Genomic DNA, 15,228 nt, shown 5'->3' with positions numbered 1-15,228 from the left:
GGCAGAAGGCAAGCCAAGGGATAGGTCTCGGGCGGTCAGCGCACCACGATGTCCCGCCGGCGGCCGGAGAACGGTTCGACCTTGCGCAGCACCACGCCGAGCAGGCGGTCGGCCGTCAGGTATCCGGCGCGGCGGGAGTCGTACGAGCGCCGCGGGTTGTCGCCCAGGACGACCAGGTGGCCGTCGGGGACGCGGGTCCCCGGAGCGTCGCGGAGGGCGGGCACCCTCTCGCGGGGCACGGGGTCGCCGGGGACGGCCGCCAGGCGCTTGATGATCCAGTGCGCGCCCGCGTCCTCGGACGGGCCGGCGGCCCGTGAGAGCACGACGACCTGGCCGGCGCGCAGTCCCCGCAGCGACGCCCGCCGCACCAGAACCCGGTCACCGGGCCGGTATGCCGGAAGCATGCTCTCCCCCTCCACGGTCACCACCAGGTATCTGAGGCGGAGCCACAGGACGCCTCCGAGCACGAGCGCCACCGGACCCGCGAGCGTGCCGAGGACGATCACCGCGGCACCTCCACGTCGTCCCGGTAACCGCCGGCCTGCCGGGTGAACAGGCGGGCGTAGGTGCCGTCCAGGGCCATCAGCTCGGTGTGGGTGCCCAGTTCGGTGACCACGCCGTCGCCGAGCACCACGATGTCGTCGGCGTCGCGGACCGCTCCGAGCCGGTGCGAGACGACGACGCTGGTCCGTCCGGAGCGCAGCCGGGCGAGCTGGTTGTGGATCTCGTGCTCGGCCTCGGCGTCGAGCCCCGCGCTCGGCTCGTCGAGGATCATCAGGTCGCTGTCGCCTCTGAGGAAGGCCCTGGCCAGCGCCAGCCGCTGCCATTGCCCGCCGGACAGCAGCACGCCGTCCTCGTCCTCGTCCTGGTCGGGTGCGAAGCCGCGGCTCAGCATCGTGTCGTACCCGTACGGCAGGCCGGCGACGGCGTCATGGATGCCGGCCTCGCGGGCGGCCCGTTCGATGCGCCGGCGGTCGCCCTCCGCGGTGAGGTCGCCCACGGCGATGTTGTCGGCCGCGGTCAGCTCGTAGGAGACGAAGTCCTGGAAGACCGCGCCCATCCTGGCGCGCAGGGCCTCGGGCGCCACGTCGCGGATGTCCACCCCGTCCCACAGGATCGAGCCGCGGGTCGGGTCGTAGAACCGGCACAGCAGCTTGACCAGCGTGCTCTTGCCGGCGCCGTTGCGTCCGACCAGCGCGACGGTGTGCCCGTACGGGATGAACAGGTCGACGCCGCGCAACACCCAGGAGTGCTCGTCGCTGTAGCGGAACCACACGTCGCGAAGCTCGATGCCGCGACGCAGCGCGGGCAGCGGGACGGGCTCCGGAGGCGAGAGCAGCCCCGGGCCGGAGGTCACGATCGTGAGGTGGTGGTGGAAGGTCAGGAGCTGCTCGTGGGCCATCGTCCCGGCGGACACCATGATGTTCAGCGCCGCCTGCACGCCCGCGACGGCCGCGACGAACATCGACACGTCACCCACGCTCAGCCGTCCCTGCCCCGCCGCCAGGATCGCCCACACCAGGCCGATCCCGGCGACCAGCGCCGACGTGCCGGCCAGGCCCGCCTGGACCCCGAACTCCCGCCGGTCCATCGTCCGGCGGGCCCTGACGGCGGTCCGCGCCTCGGTCAGCATGCGCAGCCGCAGGAACGCCCCCAGGTCGAACAGCCGGATCTCCTTGGCCGCGTCCGCCGTGGACATCAGGTGCGCGTAGAACATCTCCCTGCGTTCGGCCGGCCCGATCCGCCACATCATGTCGACGCGCTGCCGTGCCAGCCGCAGCTCGATCAGCAGTGCCGGGACCGCCGACAGCAGCACCAGCCCGGTGAAGCCGGGGCTGATCAGCGCCAGCGAGCCCACGAACCCGGCGACGGTGATCGTGCCGCTGGTCGCCGACAGCGCGGTGTCCACCAGCCTGCCGGGGTTGCTCGCGCTCTGCTGGGCCATGCGCAGCCGGTTGAGGAAGGCCGGGCTCTCGAACCTGGCCAGCCCGGTGAATCCGCACACCGCCGCGAACAGCTCGATCTTGGCCTGCACGGACACCTGGCGATCGACCTCGGCCCGCAGGTACTGCGCCGCCTGCCCGGCGCCGGAGGCGAGCGTCGTCACGGCCGCGATGGCCACCGCGAGGCCGAGCAGCGGCGCGGCCTGCCGGTTCGCCACGCCGTCGAGCACCGCCTTGGTCAGCCATGCGAGCGCGATCGGGGTGACGGCGGTCATCAGCGTCACCGCCAGGTATGCCAGGACGTACACGGGCGCCGCCCGCCACACCAGCCCGACGCTCCTCACCGCGCACGCGGTGAGGACCCGCGGGCCCGGCCCGTCCCTCATGCCGCCGATCCGGCCGGCAGCTGGGAGACCCCGCCGATCCTGGCCCGCACGCTGCCGTCCGCGGCGACCTGGAAGAAGCTGGGGAAGGACGTCACCTGGAACGCGCCGGTCAGCCGCCCCTCGCCCGCCTCCACGACCACCTGGGCCACCGGTGAGAGTGTCTCGGCCATCGGCTCGGCGTCGACCACCACGAGCACCCGCGACCGGTCCTGCCGGGCCGCCCAGGAGGCCAGCTCGGGCAGTTCGGTCCGGCACCTGCCGCAGTCGGCCGACAGGAACGCGACCACGGTGCCGTCGGGGAGCAGGTCGCGTGCCACCCGGCCGCCGTCGACCGTCCGCACGTCGAACTCGCCGACCGTGTCGCCGACGGTCAGGCCGTCGGCCCCGGGCGCGCCGCCGCGCGCGACGACCTCGTACAGGGCGTCGATGAGTTTCCTGTGCTCCTGCAGCCGCCGGGCCACCCCCAGCGTCAGGACCAGGCCCACCAGGCACAACACGCAAACCAGGATCGACACCATCATCAGGGGGGTCATCGGGTTCACCTCCGGTTCGATGTTCACGACGCCGGCCTACCGCGGGAAGTCGTTCGTCCCAGGGGCCGGAGCCGTCGCCGTGGAGGGGTTCAGGACGCCGGCGACGAGGTCGTACAGGCCGTCGATGAGCGCGGTGTGCGCGCGCAAACGCCGCAGCACGCCGAGCGTCAGCATCACGTTCATCAGGAACAGAGCACCGGCCAGCGCCGGCAGGGCAACGGTGTGGGACACCGGTCACCTCCTCCGTGACGGGCGTGAGAGAGGCGCCCGGCCGCCGGACGGCCGCCGGGCACCGGTCGGTCTCAGCACCACTTCTGGGAACTCGAGTTGGTGATGCAGGAACCGCAGTGGGAGGTGCCGTTCGGGTAGTAGCAGCAGTACTTCCAGTAGTTCGCGCCGCAGCACTGGTAATCGCAGTCGGTCGCCCGTGCGACGGTGTGCGGGGCGACCATCTCCAGGAGCCGGTCGGCCAATCTGCTCATGGCCCGCATGTGGCATTCCTTTCGGTCGGATACCTGGTCGCCGCAGCATGCGCCGCCGTTCTGAATGGTTTCTCAGTGGTTTCTCAATGACTTCTCAACGCCCCTGACAGCGCCCGCCGCCAGCACCTCGACACGGCCGCGGCCCCTCCGGCCCGGCCGGGCGCGCGATTGAAGAACCCCTATGACGCCATTGCCGGATTTGTTAGGTTGCGATCATGCAGTACGTCGATGTGGCGTGCAGGCTGCTGCTGCTCACCGTTTTCGCGCTGGCGCTGGCGAGTAAAGTGATCGGCCGTACGGCCTGGACAGAGTTCGTCGAATCCGTCAGAGCAATGAGGGTCGTCGGGAATGGCGCGACCACGACGGTCGCCGTGGCGACCGCGGCGGCGGAGGGGCTGGTGGTCGTCCTCGCCGCGACACCTCTGCCGTGGGCGGGGCCTTCGGCGTTCGTGGTGGCGGCGGGGTTGATGATCTGCCTCACGGCCGCCGTCGTCATGGTCGTCCGGCGCGGTGTCGCGACGCCCTGCCGCTGTTTCGGGGGCTCGTCCACGCCTTTGGGGCCGCAGCACGTGGTGCGCAACGTCCTCCTCCTCGCGGTCGCCCTGCTCGGGCTGGCGAGCACGGTGACCCACCAGCCCGCCGACCTCGTGCTCGGCGCGCTGGTCGGCGTCTTCGGCGCCGTCGCGGGGCTGCTCATGGCCCGCTGGGACGACCTCGTCCTGCTGCTGCGCGGCTGACGGTTCGGCGGGCGCGGGACGGCGGCTGTCAGGACGCCGCAAGGCCGCTGTCAGCCGGATCACCGCAGATCTGACCGATATGCAGAATCGGACTCGACTCAATCTGTCAAAAGGGACAGATGTCCCTTCCAAAGGGAGGACCGAAACACTAATTACGGGCATTCCATAGAGGAACAAGATCATCACATAGAGTGGCAAAACCCCAAGGTGCGGGGGGAGACAGAGATCATCCGCCCAGCCGGGGAGGCCCGCCGCCCGCCGACGGCCCCGCCCGCGGCGGCTTTTCGCGATGCCCGAAACCAGGATTCCATCATTGGTTTAAATTTCATCCCTTGACTGACTTTCGGACAAAATAATAGGAATGGCGTGGCTTCAGCCGAGAGCCGCCCCTCGCCAGGACGAACCCTGACGAGCGGCCCATACTTCCTGCTGCCCGCGCGACGACCTCGCACGGCGCGGTGGACCTGCCGGGGGGTGACTTCGCGTCGCGATGCCAGAAGAACACGTGCTGTCCGAGACCCCGTTCGCCTCGCTGACGCGATACCCGCCCGGCGCTCGGACCCTCTTCTGCCTCCCCTACGCCGGTGGGGACGTCTCCGCCTTCTGGGCGTGGAGGCAGGCGTTCGACGGCGTCCTCGACGTACGGGTGGCGATGCTCCCCGGTCGTGAAGGCCGGATCGCCGAACCCGGAGCCCTCTCCCCCGAGCTGATCGCCCGGTCCATCGCCGCCCACCAGCGCACGCCGTACTCGATCTACGGGCACAGCATGGGCGGCCGGGTCGCCTTCGAGGTGGTCCGCGAGCTGCGGCGGCTGGGCGCACCGCCGCCCGAGTGCCTCTACGTCGGCGCCGCGCACCCGCCGGAGCGCCGGGAGACGCTGGGCCGCTGGACGGGCCTGGGCGACGAGGACCTGATCGACGAGCTGATCCACCGGCTCGGCGCGCCCCCGGAGTTACGGACGCAGCCCGAGGTCAAGGCCCTGCTCATCCCCGCCCTGCGGACGGACATGGAATGGCTGCGCCGCTATCGCTTCGTCAGGCAGGAGCCCCTCGACGTCCCCGTCGTCGCCTTCGCCGGCGCGCACGACCAAGAGGTCGCCCACCCCACCATGCTCGGCTGGGCCCGCCACACCTCCTCGACCTTCCGCCTGCACACGCTCGACGCCGCCCACCTCTTCCTCGCCACGCACGGCGATGAGGTGGCGCGGACGATCGCGGAGGGCCCCCGGCAGGGCCTGGCCGACGACGAGGTGCACGTGTGGCTGGCCGACCTCGACGAACTGCCCGAGATGCGCGCGGCCGTCGACGAGCTGTCCCCGAGGGAGGCGGCACGGGCGGCCAGGTTCCGGCAGGAGGACCACCGGCGCGGGTTCGTCGGCGGGTCGGTGCTGCTGCGGCGGCTGCTCGCGGAGTACGGGGTCGAGCCGGGCGCCCGGTCCGGCGGTGTGCCGTACGCCGGGACCGAGCTCACCTACAGCCTCAGCCGCTCGGGCGGGCTCGTGCTGGTCGCCCTGACGACGGGCCGGGAGGTGGGCGCCGACCTGGAGCGCTTCCGCCCGCCGGCCGACGAGCAGGCGTTCTTCGAGCGGGTGCTGGACGAGCGGGAGCGCGACGAGTTCGCCGCGCTGCCCGAGGAACTGCGCCTGCACAGCGCGCTGCGCACGTGGACGGCCAAGGAGGCGCTGCTGAAGGCGCTCGGCGACGGGCTGCGGGTGGATCCGGCGCTGTTCGGGTTCGCCGGGCAGCGGCCGGGCGCCACCTGGGTGCCCGAGGCGGCACCCGAGGCGGCGCCCCAGGCGGAGTGGATGACGGAGCGGCTGGCGGAGTGGCGGGTGACGCACCTGCCGCTGGGCCGGGCGCTCGCCGCGATCGCCGTCCGCGCGCCGCGCTTCCTGCTGCGTTTCGAGACGGTACGGCAAGGCCGGCTGGTACGGCCGGGTGTGGAGGCCGCAGGATGACACTCCTCAGCAGTCTGATCACGGCTCAGGCCGCGCGGACCCCGGACGCCCCGGCGGTCCGGCAATGGGAGAACGTGCTCACCTATGCCGAGCTGGTCGAGCGGGCGTGGGCGCTGGCGGGCCGGCTCCGCGAGCTCGGCGTCGGGCCCGAGGCACGGGTGGGGTTGTGCACCCGCCGTACCCCGCTGATGCCGGTGGCGGTGCTGGCCATCCATCTGGCGGGCGGCGCGTACGTGCCGCTGGATCCGGGGCATCCGCGCCGGCGGCTGGAGGAGGTGGTGGAGGACGCCGGGATCGCGGTGGTCGTCGTGGACGAGCGCGGCCACGAGCTCCTGGACGGCTGCGCCGCCACGCTCGTGCACGCCTTCCAGGAGGGGCCGGCCGTACGGCGGGAGAGCGAGGCCGTCGCGGGCAACGCGGCCTGGGTGATCTACACCTCCGGCTCCACCGGACGGCCCAAGGGCGTGGTCGTGAGCCATGCCAACGCGGTCTTCTTCGTCACCGCGACCGTCGCGCACTTCGGCCTGGACGCGAGCTGCCGCTCGATGGCCTTCTCCGCGCTGGGCTTCGACGCCTCGATCATGGACATGGTGATCCCGCTGACGATCGGCGGCTGCGTGCAGCTCGTGCCGGACGAGGACCGCGTCGATCCGGCCCGGTTGCAGCACTTCCTGGAGGAGCACGACGTCACCTGGGGATACCTGCCGCCCGCGCTGCTCCCGCTGGTGGACCCGAGCCGGCTGCCGTACCTGAGGGACGTGGTGACGGCGGGCGAGCCGCCCCCGCCCGAGCAGGTGGCGCGGTGGTCGGCGCACACGCGCTTCCACAACCTGTACGGCCCGACCGAGCTGACCGTCGTCGTGGTGGGCGGCGAGTTCCACGGCGTGTGGGAGCGTCCGCTGCCGATCGGCCGGCCGCTGCGCGGCTGCCGGGCGTACATCGTCGATGAGGACATGAACGAGTGCCCGCCGGGCGTCCCCGGCGAGCTGCTGGTCGGCGGCCCGCAGGTCAGCCGCGGATACCTGGGCCGGCCCGGGCTGACGGCCGAGCGCTTCGTGCCCGACCCGTTCTCGGCCGAGCCGGGAGCGCGGCTGTACCGGACCGGCGATCACGTGGCCTGGCAGGAGGACGGCCAGATCGCGTTCATGGGCCGCCTCGACCGCCAGGTGAAGGTCCAGGGGCAGCGCGTGGAGATCGGAGAGGTGGAGACGACGCTGCGCGCCCATCCGGGGGTGCGGCAGGCGGTGGTGGACCACGCGGGCGAGCTGGTCGCCTACGTGACGCCCGAGGACGCGCCCGACCTGGCCGAGTTGCGCGACGACCTGGCGGTGCGGCTGCCGCCGTACATGCTGCCGACCAAGCTGGTACGGCTGGCCCTGCTCCCGCTGAACGCCTCGGGCAAGGTCGACCTCGCCGCCCTGCGGGCACTGGCCCAGCGGGAACAGGGCACGGGTACCGGGCTGGCCGGGATCTGGGCGCGGGTGCTGGAGGCGCCCGTCCCGGACGACGAGGACGACTTCTTCCAGCGCGGCGGCCACTCGCTGCGGGCGATGCGGCTGGTGGCCGCGGTACGCGCGGAGCTGGGCCGGGTGGTGTCGGTCCAGGACGTCTACGAGGGCAGGACCTACGGCGCGCTGCGCGCGCTCGTGGAGGGCGCGCGACGGGCGACCGCCGCCGCGCCGCCCACGGGGAGCCCGGCCGCGTTCTCCCCCGCCCAGCGCCGGATGTGGTTCGTCGAGCAGCTGGCGCCCGAGTCGGCCGCGCACAACATCGCGATGGCCGAGCGGATCCGCGGCCCGCTCGACGTCGCCGCGCTCCGGCGTGCGCTCACCGGCGTCGTGGCGGCCCACGAGGCGTTGCGCTGGCGGGTGGGCTCGCGCGACGGGATCCCCGACGTGACGGTCGCGCCGCCGGACGAGGTGCCGCTGCCGATCGACGACCTCTCCCCCGCGGAACTGGCCGGAGCGCTGCAGAAGGAGGCGCGGGAACGGTTCGACCTGGCCGCCGGGCCGCTGTTCCGGGCGCGGCTGATCCGGCTGGCCCCCGACGAGCACGTGCTCTGCCTGACCGCGCACCACCTGGTGTTCGACGGCTGGTCGCAGGACGTGCTCTACCGGGGCCTGTCCGCCGCCTACCGCGGCGAGCCGGTCGAGGTGAGCGAGCACACGTTCGCCGACTACGTGCGCTGGCTGCGCGGCAACGGCGACGGCCGGGCGCTGGGCTGGTGGCGGGAGCGCCTGCGGGACGCCCCGCTGGTGCTTGACCTGCCCAGGGACGCGGCCAGACCGCCCGCGCAGACCTTCCGCGGCGCCGCCTGCCGGGGCGAGCTGGACCCGGCACTTGCCGGACGGGTCGCCGAGCTGGCGGCGCGGCTGGGCACCACGCCGTACGCGGTGCTGCTGGCCGCCTTCGGCCGCCTGCTGGGCGCGCTGTCGGGACGGGACGACCTGGTGGTGGGGGCGGCCTACGCCGACCGGCCGCACGTCGCGTTCGAGTCGCTGGTGGGGATGTGCGTGCAGGTCCTGCCGCTGCGGCTGCGCCCCCGGGGCGACTTCGCCGAGCAGGTGGCGGCGTGCGCGGCCGAGCTGAACGCGGCGATCAGGCACCGGGACGTGCCGCTCGGGCAGCTCCTGGAGTCGCTGCGGCTGCCGCGCGACCTGAGCCGCAACCCGATCACGCAGGTCATGTTCAACATGTACAACTTCGCGCAGGCCCGGCTGGAGCTGGCCGGTTGCGCGAGTGAGACGTTGCGCCCCGGGCTGCCGGGAGCGCTGTTCGACCTGACGATGTACGTGGGCGAGCAGCGCGGCGGCTACGCGCTGGAGCTGGTCTACAACCCCGACCTCTTCACGGCCGGGCGCATGGCGGCGCTGGTCGAGGGCTATGTCGAGCTGCTCGGCGAGTTGCTGACCGGGCGCCTGGAACCCGGCCCGCCCGACGCTGAGCTCCCGGCCTGGGACGGGCCCGGACTGCTGGAGCTGGTCGGCGACGCGCACGCGGGGGCGCGGCGGCGGACCGAGGCGGCGCTGCGGCGGGCGGAGGTCGGGCCGGGGGCCGTGGTGGCCGTCGTCGCCTCCCGGGTGCCCGAGCTGCCGGGGATCCTGCTGGGCGTGCTGGCGGCGGGGGCACGGTGGGTGGTGATCGACTCGGCCCATCCCGCCGCCGTGCAGGACAGGCAGATCGCCGCCGCGGGGGCCCGGGCGGTCCTCCGGGGCCAGGAGGTCGAGCTGCGCGAGGGCGGCGCCGACCTGCCGGGGCCCGGCTATCTGTCGATGACCTCGGGCACCACGGGCGATCCCAAGGCGGTCGTCACCTCCGACAGGCCGCTGGCGCACTTCGTCTCCTGGTACGTCCGCACCTTCGACGTCGAGCCGCACGACCGGTTCGCGCTGTTGTCCGGGCCGGCCCACGATCCGGCGCTGCGTGACATGTTCGTCCCGGCCGCGGCGGGCGCCGAGCTGTTCGTGCCCGAGCTGGAGCTGGTGCGCGATCCCGTCAAGCTCGTCACCTGGCTGCGCGAGCACGCGATCACCGTCCTGCATCTGACGCCGCAGCTCGCGGCGATGCTGGCGGACACCGGCGCCACGCTGCCCGACGTGCGGCTGGCCGGCGTGGGCGGCGACCTGTTCACCGGCGCCCAGGCGGGCCGGCTGCGCACGCTCGTGCCCCGTGCCCGGCTCGTCGCCTTCTACGGCACGACCGAGACGCCGCAGGCGCACGCGTGGCACGAGCTCGCGGAGCCGTACCCGGAGATCGTGCCGATCGGACGGCCCGTCGAGGGCAGCGAGATCATCGTGGTCGCGCCGGACGGCCGGCGGGCCCGTGTGGGCGAGCTCGGCGAGGTGGTCGTCCGCAGCCGCCACCTGGCCTCCGGCTACCTGGACCCGGTGCTGACCGGCCGGCGCTTCGCCGGCGACCGCTTCCGCACCGGGGACCTCGGCCGGCGCAACCCCGACGGCACGGTCACCCCGGCCGGGCGCGCCGACGACCAGGTGAAGGTGCGCGGGTTCCGGGTCGAGCTGGGCGAGGTGGAGGCGGCGCTCGCCGCCTGCCGGGACGTACGCGCCGCCGCGGCCAGGGTCGAGGGCGGCACGCTCATCGGCTACGTGGTGCCCGCCGGGCCGGGGGCGGCGGCGCATCGCATCCTGGAGGAGCTGCGCCGCGCGCTGCCCGAGCACGCCGTCCCCACCGAGGTGGTGGCGCTGCCCGCGCTGCCGCTGACGCCCAACGGCAAGGTGGACCGCGCCGCGCTGCGCGGGCGGCCGGTCGAGCAGCCGAAGGCAGGCGGCGGCCTCGACGGCCCCACGCAGAAGACGGTCGCCCAGGTGTGGCGGGCCGTGCTGGGCGTGCCGCGGCTCGGCCCCGACGACAACTTCTTCGAGATCGGCGGCCACTCGCTGGCCGTGGCGGCCGTGCAGGCGCGCCTGAAGGCGGCGACCGGCCGCGAGATCCCGATCACGGAGCTGTTCAGGCATCCCACGATCCGGACGCTCGCCGCCCACCTCGACGGGGCGGGCGGCAGTCCGGGGCTGGACCGGGCGGCGCGCCGCCTGGCCTCACGGCGAGACAGGTTGAGGAACCGCAACGAGAAGGGGATTGCCCCATGACGGACGAGCCCACGGCTGAGCCGATCGCGATCATCGGCTTGTCGTGCCGGGTCCCGGGAGCGGGTGACGCGCAGCAGTTCTGGCGCAACCTCGCCGACGGCGTCGAGTCGCTGACCACCTACACCCTGGAGGAGCAACGGGCGGCGGGGGTGCCGGAAAGTCTGCTGGCCGACCCGAACTTCGTGCCGGCCGCCATGGCGCTGGAGGACCATCAGGACTTCGACGCGGCGTTCTTCGGCATGTCGATCAGGGAGGCCGAGGTCCGCGATCCGCAACATCGGCTGTTCCTGGAACTGTCGCACACGGCGTTGGAGGACGCGGGCTACGACCCGTTCCGCTATCCGGGCGAGATCGGGGTCTACGCCGGGACCGGGACGGACACCTACCAGTGGCGGAACATCCGCAGCAACTCCCAGGCCCACAAGAACGCCGGCTGGCTGGCGGTCATGGTGGGCAACCACGTGGACTACTGCGCGACCCTCACCTCCTACAAGCTCGACCTGCGCGGCCCCAGCTACACCGTGCACACCGCGTGCTCGACCGCGCTGGTGGCCTTCCACATCGCGTGCGAGGCGCTGCGCAACGGCGAATGCGACATGGCGCTGGCCGGCGCGGCCATGCTGGACCTGCCGCAGGGCGAGGGGTACATCTACGACCAGGACGGCATCGTCTCCCCCGACGGGCACACCCGCTCTTTCGACGCCGACGCCGGTGGCACGGCCTGGGGCAGCGGCGGCGGCGTCCTCGTGCTGAAGCGGCTGTCGGAGGCGATCGAGGACCGCGACAACATCCGCGCGGTGGTCCTGGGCAACGCGATCAACAACGACGGCGCGGGCAAGGTCGGCTTCTCCGCGCCGAGCCTGGACGGGCAGGCCGCGGTGATCGCGCAGGCGCTGGGCGTGGGCGGCGTGGACCCTCGTACGGTCACCTACGTCGAGGCGCACGGCACCGGCACGGCGCTCGGCGACCCGATCGAGGTGGCCGCGCTGTCCAGCGTGTTCGCGCAGCACACGAGCGACACCCAGTGGTGCGGCATCGGCTCGGTCAAGAGCAACATCGGCCACCTCGGCCAGTCGGCCGGCGTCCCCAGTCTGATCAAGGCGGTGCTGTCGCTGGAGAACAAGCTGATCCCGCCGACGTTGCACTTCAAGAGCCCCAACCCGAAGATCGACTTCCCGGCGAGCCCGTTCTACGTCGTCTCCGCGCCGACGAAGTGGGAGCGCGACGCCTTCCCGCGCCGCGCGGGGGTCAGCTCGTTCGGCATCGGCGGCACGAACGCGCACGCCGTACTGGAGGAGGCGCCGCCGCGCCCGCCGCTGCCCCGCGAGCGGCCCGCGCACCTGCTGAAGCTGTCGGCCAGAACGGAGTCGGCGCTGGCCGCGGCGCGGGAACGGCTGGCCGCCCACCTGGCCGCGCACCCCGAGACGGACCTGGCCGACGCGGCCTTCACGCTGCGCGTGGGCCGCCGGGAGCTCAAGCACCGCGCCGCCGTCGTCGCCACCTCGCCGGGCGACGCGGTGAACGCGCTGTCCGACCCCAGGCGGATCGTCGCCGGGGCCAAGCCGAAGCGACCTCCGCAGGTGGCCTTCCTCTTCTCCGGCCAGGGCTCCCAGTACGGCGGCATGGCCGCGGAGCTGTACCGGAACGAGCCGATCTTCCGCGAGGCGGTCGACGAGTGCGCGGCCGTCCTGGACGTGCGTGAGCAGATCTTCGCCACCGGCGAGCAGGCGGACGAGGCGCTGAGGCAGACCTCGCTCACCCAGCCCGCCCTGTTCACCGTCGAGTACGCGCTGGCCAGGCTCTGGCTCTCGCTGGGCGTCGAGCCCGCCGCGATGATCGGCCACAGCATCGGCGAGTACGCGGCGGCCACCATCGCCGGCGTCTTCACGCTGCCCGACGCGTTGCGGCTGGTCGCGGAGCGCGGGCGGCTGATCCAGGCCCTGCCGCCGGGCTCCATGCTGGCCGTGCAGCTCATGCCCGACGAGATCGCGCCGATGCTGCCCGACGACGTCTCCGTGGCCACCGTCAACGGCCCCGGCACGTGCGTCGTGTCCGGCCCGTCGGAGTCGATCACGGAACTGGCCGAGATGCTGGAGGAGGAGGGCATCGGCTGCACCCGGCTGCGCACCTCGCACGCCTTCCACTCGGCGATGATGGAGCCGATGCTCCGCGAGTTCCGCGAGCTGGTCGCCGCCGCCCGTCCGGCCGCGCCGAGCCTGCCGTTCCTGTCCAACGTGACCGGCACCTGGATCACCGCCGCCGAGGCCACCGACCCGTCCTACTGGGCCAGGCACGTGCGCGAACCGGTCCGCTTCGGCGACTGCGTCTCGACGCTCCTGGCCGACGGCGAATGGGTCATGATCGAGTGCGGGCCGGGGCGGCAACTGTCCGGCCTGGCGGCCACCCAGCTGGCCACCGGCGCGATCGCCCCGCTGCCGTCGCTGCCGGGCCCGCGCGACCGGGCCGGTGACGTCGCGGTCTTCTCGCAGGCCGTGGGCGCGCTCTGGGTGCACGGCGTCGAGCTGAACGACTTCGGCGCCCCCGGTTTCCGCGTCTCGCTGCCCGGTTACCCGTGGGAGCGGCAGCGCGCCTGGATCGACCCCGACCCGCAGGGCGCCTCCGGCGTCGCCGCCCCGCGGCGGGCCGACGGGCCCCTGCCGCCCGAGCAGTGGTACGGCGTGCCCGTCTGGCACCAGGCACCCGTCCGGCCGGCGGCTGCGTCGGCGATCACGCGCTGCCTGGCCTTCGTGGACGAGGACTCGGCCGCGCTGGCCGACGTGCTGCGCGCGTCCGGGGCCGAGGTTCTGGAGGTCCGGCCGGGCACCGCGTTCGGCGCCTTCGACGGACATTTCACGGTACGACCGGCCGTACGGGAGGACTACGACGCGCTGCTCGACGCGGTCGGCGAAATTCCCGAGCGGATCGTGCACGCCTGGGCCCTCACCGGCGGCGAGCAGACGTGGGCGGCACAGGACCGCGGCTTCTTCGGCGTCCTGGGCCTCGTGCAGGCGCTGTCGGCGGCCCAGCCCCCGGGCGGGGTGCAGCTCGACCTGGTGACCGCGGGCACGATGGACGTCGTCGGCGGCGACCTGACCAGGCCGGAGCACGCGACGCTGGCCGCCTTCGCCCGGGTCGTCCCCCTGGAGACGCCGTGGCTGCGCGTCCGCCACATCGACGCGCCCGACGGGGACTCGCCGGACCGGGACGCCCTGCGTGGCGTCGCCGCCGAGCTGGGCCGCGCGGCCGAGCCCGGCGAGGCCGGGCTGCTGGCCCCGGTCGCCCTGCGCGGCGGGAAGCGGTGGCTGCTCGGGTACGAGCAGGTGGAGGTGTCGAGCGAGCCGGGTGAGCCGCGCGACGGCCAGGTGTACGTGATCACCGGCGGTCTGGGCGGCATCGGCGTCTCGCTGGCCGAGGACCTGGCGGCGCGGGCCCGGGTCGACCTCGTCCTGCTGTCCAGGACCGGCCTGCCCGCCGGGCCGCCGCGCTCGGCCCGCGAGGCGCGCGCCGTCGAGGCGATCCGCCGGATGGAGGCCGCCGGGGCGCGGGTGCTGACCCTGGCCGCCGACGTGACGGACCCGGCGGACATGCGCCGGGTCAGGGACGAGACGCTCGCCGCCTTCGGCCGGGTGGACGTGCTCGTGCACGCGGCCGGCCTGCCCGGCGGCGGCATGGCCCAGATCAAGGAGAGGGAGACGGCCGAGGCCGTGCTCCGTCCCAAGGTGCTGGGCACGCTGGCACTCCAGGAGGCGTTCGGCGACCTGGAGCTGGAGGCCGTGGTGCTCTGCTCGTCGATCACCGCGGTGGCCGGCGGGTTCGGGCAGATCGACTACTGCGCGGCCAACAACTTCCTCGACGCGCACGCCCGCGCCGGACGAGGCTGGAACGCCGCCCAGGTCGTCAGCGTCAACTGGGGCAGGTGGCTGGAAGTCGGCATGGCGGTGGAGACCGCGGCGCCCGCCGGATTCGTCGCGTTGCAGCGCGGCGACCGGATCAAGGCGATCGACCACCCGGTCCTCGACGCGCGGCACGCCGCGGAGGGCGGCGGCCTCGACTGGTGCAGCGGCACGCTCTCGCCGAGCACGCACTGGGTGCTGGACGAACACCGCATCGCCGACGTACCGGTGCTGCCGGGCACCGGCCACGTCGAGCTGGCCAGGACGGCCACCGAGGCGGTGCTGCCCGGCGGCGGGCTCGTCGAGCTGCGGGACGTGGTGTTCGTCGAGCCGTTGTCGGTGGCCGACGGCGCGACCGCCGAGGTACGGGTGATCTTCACCCCGGAGGCGGACGGCGCGGAGTTCCAGGTGCAGAGCATCATCGGCGGATCACACCGTACGCACGCCAGAGGCACGGCGGCCAAGGTGAGCCCGCCGGCCGCCGACCGCGTGGACCTGCGCGCCATCATGGACCGCTGCGTGTCCTCGGCGGACGAGCAGGGCGGCGTCCCGCTGTCAGGGCTGCTCACGCTGGGCGCGCACTGGCACCGGACGCTGACCGCCACGCATGTCGGTCAGCAGGAGGCGCTCGGCCTGTTCGAGGCCAACGACGTGCTGATGGTCGATCTCGACCGCTGGGGGCTGCACCCG

Annotated in this window: 9 protein-coding genes (1 of these 9 cut by a window edge); 4 read left to right on the top strand and 5 right to left on the bottom strand. The window is 73.5% G+C overall.

Annotated elements, in window-relative coordinates:
- Positions 1-35: 35 nt before the first annotated feature.
- The 5 genes from ACIHAD_RS20440 to ACIHAD_RS20420 all read right to left on the bottom strand — a co-directional run bounded on the left by ACIHAD_RS20440 (position 36) and on the right by ACIHAD_RS20420 (position 3,344).
- On the bottom strand, positions 36-506 hold the full coding sequence (locus tag ACIHAD_RS20440) for a S26 family signal peptidase (RefSeq protein ID WP_397356076.1): 471 nt from the start codon (positions 504-506) through the stop codon (positions 36-38).
- The gene (locus ACIHAD_RS20435) at positions 503-2,329 is read right to left on the bottom strand and encodes an ABC transporter ATP-binding protein (RefSeq protein WP_397356075.1); all 1,827 of its coding nucleotides are present in this window, start codon (positions 2,327-2,329) and stop codon (positions 503-505) included. Before ACIHAD_RS20435 ends, ACIHAD_RS20440 begins: the two co-directional genes overlap by 4 nt.
- Entirely contained in the window at positions 2,326-2,862 is a 537-nt protein-coding gene (locus ACIHAD_RS20430; RefSeq protein ID WP_397356074.1) for a TlpA family protein disulfide reductase, read from the bottom strand. Before ACIHAD_RS20430 ends, ACIHAD_RS20435 begins: the two co-directional genes overlap by 4 nt.
- 36 nt (positions 2,863-2,898) lie before the next feature.
- The gene (locus ACIHAD_RS20425) at positions 2,899-3,093 is read right to left on the bottom strand and encodes a hypothetical protein (protein ID WP_397356073.1); all 195 of its coding nucleotides are present in this window, start codon (positions 3,091-3,093) and stop codon (positions 2,899-2,901) included.
- Positions 3,094-3,164: 71 nt separating this feature from the next.
- Positions 3,165-3,344, bottom strand: a complete 180-nt coding sequence (locus tag ACIHAD_RS20420; protein WP_397356072.1) for a hypothetical protein — start codon at positions 3,342-3,344, stop codon at positions 3,165-3,167.
- Between the two features lie 215 nt (positions 3,345-3,559).
- Between ACIHAD_RS20420 and ACIHAD_RS20415 the strand changes: the two genes are divergently transcribed.
- The 4 genes from ACIHAD_RS20415 to ACIHAD_RS20400 form a co-directional block, all read left to right on the top strand.
- Positions 3,560-4,081 carry a MauE/DoxX family redox-associated membrane protein gene (locus tag ACIHAD_RS20415; protein WP_397356071.1) on the top strand — a complete coding sequence of 174 codons (522 nt, stop codon included), beginning with the start codon at positions 3,560-3,562 and terminating at the stop codon, positions 4,079-4,081.
- Positions 4,082-4,586: 505 nt separating this feature from the next.
- Positions 4,587-6,038, top strand: coding sequence for a thioesterase domain-containing protein (locus ACIHAD_RS20410; RefSeq protein WP_397356070.1), 1,452 nt, complete (start codon positions 4,587-4,589; stop codon positions 6,036-6,038).
- The gene (locus tag ACIHAD_RS20405; protein WP_397356069.1) at positions 6,035-10,645 is read left to right on the top strand and encodes an amino acid adenylation domain-containing protein; all 4,611 of its coding nucleotides are present in this window, start codon (positions 6,035-6,037) and stop codon (positions 10,643-10,645) included. The genes ACIHAD_RS20410 and ACIHAD_RS20405 overlap by 4 nt, the downstream gene beginning before the upstream one ends.
- Positions 10,642-15,228, top strand: partial view of an SDR family NAD(P)-dependent oxidoreductase gene (locus ACIHAD_RS20400; protein WP_397356068.1) — the 5' portion only. The gene runs 813 nt beyond the window's last position; only the first 4,587 of its 5,400 coding nucleotides appear in the window; the start codon lies at positions 10,642-10,644; its stop codon lies beyond the right edge, outside the window. The genes ACIHAD_RS20405 and ACIHAD_RS20400 overlap by 4 nt, the downstream gene beginning before the upstream one ends.

The sequence above is a fragment of the Nonomuraea sp. NPDC052265 genome, assembly GCF_044547985.1.
Classification (GTDB): Bacteria; Actinomycetota; Actinomycetes; order Streptosporangiales; family Streptosporangiaceae; genus Nonomuraea.
The sequence above is the reverse complement of the archived record's forward strand: the minus strand, read 5'-3'. Positions and strand labels throughout refer to the sequence as shown.